3 protein-coding genes are annotated in these 5,489 nt (G+C 54.9%); all 3 read right to left on the bottom strand.

Annotated features, from left to right (window positions below):
* Positions 1-408: UPF0164 family protein (locus HYT79_12490; protein ID MBI2071399.1), on the bottom strand; the 408-nt coding region annotated here is incomplete at its 3' end.
* Positions 405-5,177 (bottom strand): carboxypeptidase regulatory-like domain-containing protein, encoded by a 4,773-nt coding sequence (locus HYT79_12485; protein ID MBI2071398.1) that lies wholly within the window; start codon positions 5,175-5,177, stop codon positions 405-407. The genes HYT79_12490 and HYT79_12485, both read right to left, overlap by 4 nt.
* A 161-nt stretch (positions 5,178-5,338) precedes the next feature.
* A partial coding sequence (locus HYT79_12480) for a hypothetical protein (protein MBI2071397.1) occupies positions 5,339-5,489 on the bottom strand: 151 nt, incomplete at its 5' end.

Genomic DNA, 5,489 nt, shown 5'->3' with positions numbered 1-5,489 from the left:
GCCTAACGACAACGCCATATCCTGGGCCTTGAACGTCCCCAAGTCAGGCTTATCAGCGTCCCCGGCGCTGACCGAGCGCTTCTCAATGTCTTTAACCGCAAACAAATTAATCGCTCCGGCTAATGTGCAGGCCCCCATCTTCTGCCCGTAGCCTAAGAATTGTGAGGCTGTATCCTTGAAATAGGCGTTATAGGAAATAGCCGCTTCCTTGCCCTCCAATTGCGCCAAGCCGGCAGGATTGTAATGAATGGCCGTGATATCATCCGCCAAGGCTGAAAACGCTCCGCCCAACGCAGGAGCGCGCGCGCCAACCGGTATCCGCAAAAACTGGCCCGCCGATGTCCCGGGGCCGGAGGCAAAAGCCGGCGCGATAGATACGGCAAAGGCGGCCAATAAAACTCTCATCATTTCACCACCACCATTTTAATGGGCCGTTTCTTAGGAGCCCCGGGCGTGTCAATAGTCGCAAAGTACACGCCTGAGGCCACCTCAGAGCCCGATTTATTCTTGCCGTCCCATTCCACGTAGTTGTACTGATTGGCGGCCGCTGTTCCGGTGATTTCACGGATCAAATCAGCGGCCACATTGTAAATACGGATGGTGTAATTAACGTTGCCGGAGCCGGTGGGCGAAAACACCAGGTACGTTCCATTGGTGGACAGCGTCGCCGGGCTCGATCCCGGCCGCAAGGTGACGGTTTTGGCCTTTAAATCAAAAGGGTTGGGGACGCTGTATTGCAAAAAGCGCCCGGCGGAAGAAACACCTGCCGAGACCGCCGGCCCGACGGCGAATGTGCCCGCTTGATTATTGGAATTACCGGCCATCGGTTGGTAGCCCTGTCCTTGAACATATCGCGCCAGGCCCGCCTCAGGGTCATTAACCAGATAAGCGGCCTTGGCCGGCGCTGAAAAAGCCCGGGAAATCGAACCCAGCTTCGCCATAATGGTGCCGGCCTGGGTATTGACGGTGACGCTGCCCGGAACGGATTTCCAGCACTTGTTGAGAAAATCGAATTGATAAAGCTGAAGCTGGGCCGCCGCCTCGGTTGTAGTGACCTTTGATTTGTCATAGGCCACGGAAAGCTCCAGGCTGCGCCCGGCGTTGATTTGCGCGCTGGAAATTTCAATCTGATACAAATCGCCCAGCAACCCGGCGCCGCTGCCGCATAAATCCTGAGTCGTGAAACTCTGCAGGCCTTGTCTGGAGAGGCTCACCGACATGCTGGTGGCGCCCGTAATGCGGGTCAAGGCGCCCACTCCGAATTTCAGTTTGGAGGCGTCGCTGCCCGAGGAATCGAATTTCACGTTCCCCTCCTGGGCCAAAAATTGCTCCAAATCTTCCTCGGCCGCGGCGTTGTCGTTGACGCCGGAGCGCCGGTCGAACGTTTCCTTTTTAGCGCCGTCGTCGACGATCACGCGCAGGACGAATCCCAAATTAACGGTAGTGGAAGGAACTTCAAACGCGTACAGATTATCCCCCGGAATCGAGGAAACGGACAATTCATAATCCGCAGCTTCGTTAAAGGACGTCCCAGAGCTGACGAAAACCACCGGCTTTTTGGACAATTTCTTGGGGGATTTAATCGTTCCCTTTAAATTTCCCGTCGCCGAATCCCGGTACGTGCCGATATGCGGCCGCGGCGGCTTCGATACCAAAGTAAAATCAACGCCGGCGAGCTCGCCGTCGACGGCCGTGGCCGTGGACGAAGCCAGATATTTTCCCGGCGCCAGAACGAAAATCTTGTACACGTCTCCGGGCGTCAAGCCCGATAATTTGTATTTGCCGTCCGTGCCGGTTTTTGTTTCGATTAAGGCAAGTTCCATGGTTGAGGCGGCTTGGCCGCTCGCAATTTGATTATTCAGCGTGTCGTTATAGGCCAAGACAACGGCTCCGGAACGAACCTTCGGGGAGGGCATGCGTTGATCAAAAACCGTGCCGGTCATGACGCCCGGCGCAGCCACCAAGCCATTAGCGCCCGTGAGATTGACGGTAACGGTTTTATCCGCCTCCAAATCAAAGGAACGCCGGGCTGCGGCGTATCCGTCGGCATTGATGTTGAGCGTGTAAAAACCCGGAGGCAATCCTTCGAATTTAAAATTGCCGTCGGCGTCGGTCGGAACGGTTTTCTCATAGTTTTCCCCTTCCGCCTCAACGGAAGCGTTTTTAATTTTAACGCCCGCCGTGTTTTCCACCACGCCCTCGATCGTAGCGCCGGCGCCGACCTCCGTGTCGAAATTAATATTGCGGGTGACGTCGGCCGCAGTCGTGTCCACGGAAAACATGAGCGGCGGATAATTCGGGGTTTCCGCCGCAATGGTGAAAGCGCCTGCGGGCAAATTCTCGATACTGTAAACCCATCCCAAAGACAAAACATCGGCCAAAGCCGATGTGCATTGCCCGCTCAAAATCTTACCCATCAACGCATACAGTTGGTTGAGGTTCGCAAAATTAGGGATGGCGATCGAGGCGCCCACGAAAACGCCTCTGCTATCGAAGGCCGAAACAAAGGGAAGGAATTTAAACAGCTTATTAAAATCCTTTTGCGCGTCCTGACAATCAGGCAGACGGATGATATTGGCGCCGATCACCGAGCCTGAAACTTTCCTGGTCCCGGAATTGGAGCGGGCAATGGTAATAGGGTCGGCGGGTTCGCAGCCCGGGCTTTGTGGGCCTGTTTGAGGATCGCAGGTGACTTCATCGGGAGTCCAAGGCGGCCGGACGAAAATCGTAGCTTGGGTAGAACGACCCACTTGATAATTCTTGGCAGTACCCAAAATAGAGGCGAATTCACGCGTAGGCGTGGACATGACCCTTGTAGGACCCGAGGACGTCATCACCTCCTCATCCAAGACATGCTCCAACAGAAGATACACATCAAAGGCTTTGTTCGGCAGCCGGATGGGCTTTTTGCATCTGCCGGTTGTCGTGGAAACGCCCAGCTCGAATTTCGCCTGATGTTCCCCCCAATCCAATAATTGGGCGATGCCCTTATTGTCCAACGGGGTGCCGGCGTCCAAGAGAGCCATCCTAATTTTCTCGGTGGGTTCCAAAGACGGCAAACTGGCCGTGGACACTTGAGCACAAATGGGCACGCCGTCTTCCAGACGGATTTCAACCTTGGTGGTGCCCGTGCCCACCGCGACTCCGCTGAGAAAGCCGTCAACGTAAGGAAATTCTCCCCACCCATGGGTTTTCAAATTGTATAAGCCGGGAAGCAAGCCCGAGATCTCGAAGACGCCGTCTTCCCCAAGATCGTCCCAACCGAAGCTTTGCACATTCAAACTCTGCGCATCGACGGCGGCGCCGCCGAACTTGGCGCAAGCCGGACCGAAGCAAGGCTTAAACATCATGCCGTCGGGCAATTTAATGACGCCTTTGATTTTACCTGCCCGGGCCAAGGTGAAATTGTTGCCGATCGAGGATGTGCTCAATTGCAAATCCACCCGAGGAAAAAAATGGCCGAAATCATAGACCAAACCCCAACCCTCGGCGCTCACGGAAAGCTCATAAAGGGTTCCCGTCGGCACATCAATCTGATAATCATATTGAGCCGCGCCGCTGGCAGCCACGACCGCGAAACCGCTTTTCGGCGGTTCCCATGTTTCATTCCCGCCCCCGCCGAAAGGCTCCCTGGCCGTGATCATGACCGGCGTGTTTCTTAAGTCCGTGATTCCGGGAAAAGAAAGAGTCCCTTTAATGATGCCGGCCGTCGAAGTGGCGATTTTGACCACCAAATCCACATTGGCGCCGGCGGGACCGAGTTGAGCGCCGTTGCAGGCGTAAATGCGGACAATATCATCCGAACCCACGCTCACGCGCCGGTCATCCGGAACGCCCCCGCAACCGGGATTTTGATCGGGACCGAAATTAAAAACAGCCGGCTGCTGAGCGAATTCCGTCCAAACCTGCACCTGATAATTGCCTTCGGTCAAACCCGTGATTTCATAATAACCGGTAGCGGATTGCGTAAATCCGCCGCCGGTCGCTCCGTGGGGCACGCCACCGCCGAACGCATCAGCGCCGGGCCAGGGATTCCAATCCGGCCACGCATTGACATGCGCTCTGGGCAATAAAATGCTTTGCCCGGCCGCGTTAACGGCCCGCACATGCCCCTTAATAACTCCGGTTCCCGGAGAAATAATCGGATTGGACGTCAATTTTACACCGTCATAAAGAAAAGTGAATGTGCTGGTTCGAAAGCCCCAGGCCGCGGCCTCGATGTAATAAGTCGTGCCCACGACAAAACCGTCGTAAATGCCCATGCTGGGAGATGAAGCGAAAAAGGAATACTTGCCGTTGGGCTCGACAAAGGCATGGGCCACGAAAGGACCGGCAAAATTGTCCTGTCGGGCTTCGACCCGCGCGCCCCGGTCAAAACTGACCGGCCGGCCGGTATTGTCTTTTAATACCCCTTCCAAAGCAGTGTCTCCGAAAGCGATGGGGCCCTGCTGCTGCACCTCGTCATGAATATAAGAAGGCACGCTGGCTTGATTGAAATCAAGAATATTGGAAACGCCTGCGGCTTCGCTGGATAAAATAATTCTATCTCCGGAGCCCAAATTATCCGCCGGAGAAAAAAATCCGATATCAAGCTCACGGACGTCCTCGCCGGCCGCCGGCCTGGGAACATTGGGGACAACGCCGGAAGAAACCGTGTCCGTGGCCCGAATCATGGCGAACGCCACAGGTTCAAAGGAATCCCTTCCGCGCACATCGCCCATCAACAATTTGGGGAAAGGCCCGGGCACATTGACGAAAACGACATTGGCAAAAGCCATATCAGCGGCGCCTGAAGTCAACGTTTTCGTGAAATTACCCCCTGCGCCGTTAACCGAAGCGACGAATGGGTCCATCACCTGGTCTCTTAATGTCGGGGTGTAATTATGGCTGGTCGCAAAAACAAAATAATCCAGTCCGTCAACCAAAGTAAAATGAATAACGCCTGTTGAGCTGGCGGTGCCGAATTGGCTGTACGACGGGTCCGGGCCGCCGCCGGAGCCCTCCTGGATGGTGGTTGAGAAAAAAATCACATAAACCTGGGCGCCGGCAACCGGGTTGCTGACTTGATCCAAAACCTCGACACGTAAATCACCGGCCAAGGAAATTTTCAAAAAAGATACAGCAACCAAGGCAACCACGACGAACGAACGAAAAATTACCCGGCTGGCGCGATTCATGCACTCCTCCCCACGCGAGATGCCATCAATCTTTATTCTTTAGTTTGATACTTAATGTTCAAAAACGCCATGTGCAAGTAATCACACTAAATTATTGAAGGATTTAGGAATGCATCCCGGCTTGAACCGGGATGGACATCAATCGCTTATTGCTCGTTGCGCTAAAACTTCAACGACAAGCTGACCCTGTGCGTGTCGCCCAAATCCCCGAACGGCACAAACGCATAGTCCACGCCCAAGCCCGCATGCCGGAATCCCAAGCCCGCACCGATGCCAGGCCCCGCACCTTTATCGCGCCCCAACTGATAGCCG

The organism is Elusimicrobiota bacterium (assembly GCA_016180815.1).
In the GTDB taxonomy this organism is placed as follows: Bacteria; Elusimicrobiota; Elusimicrobia; order JACQPE01; family JACQPE01; genus JACPAN01.
This window is presented reverse-complemented; position numbering and strand designations above follow the sequence as displayed.

Bases quoted from the DNA above. Each gene is read 5' to 3' on its own strand.
- HYT79_12485 (MBI2071398.1), bottom strand. From the start codon at position 5,177: ATGAATCGCGCCAGCCGGGTAATTTTTCGTTCGTTCGTCGTGGTTGCC.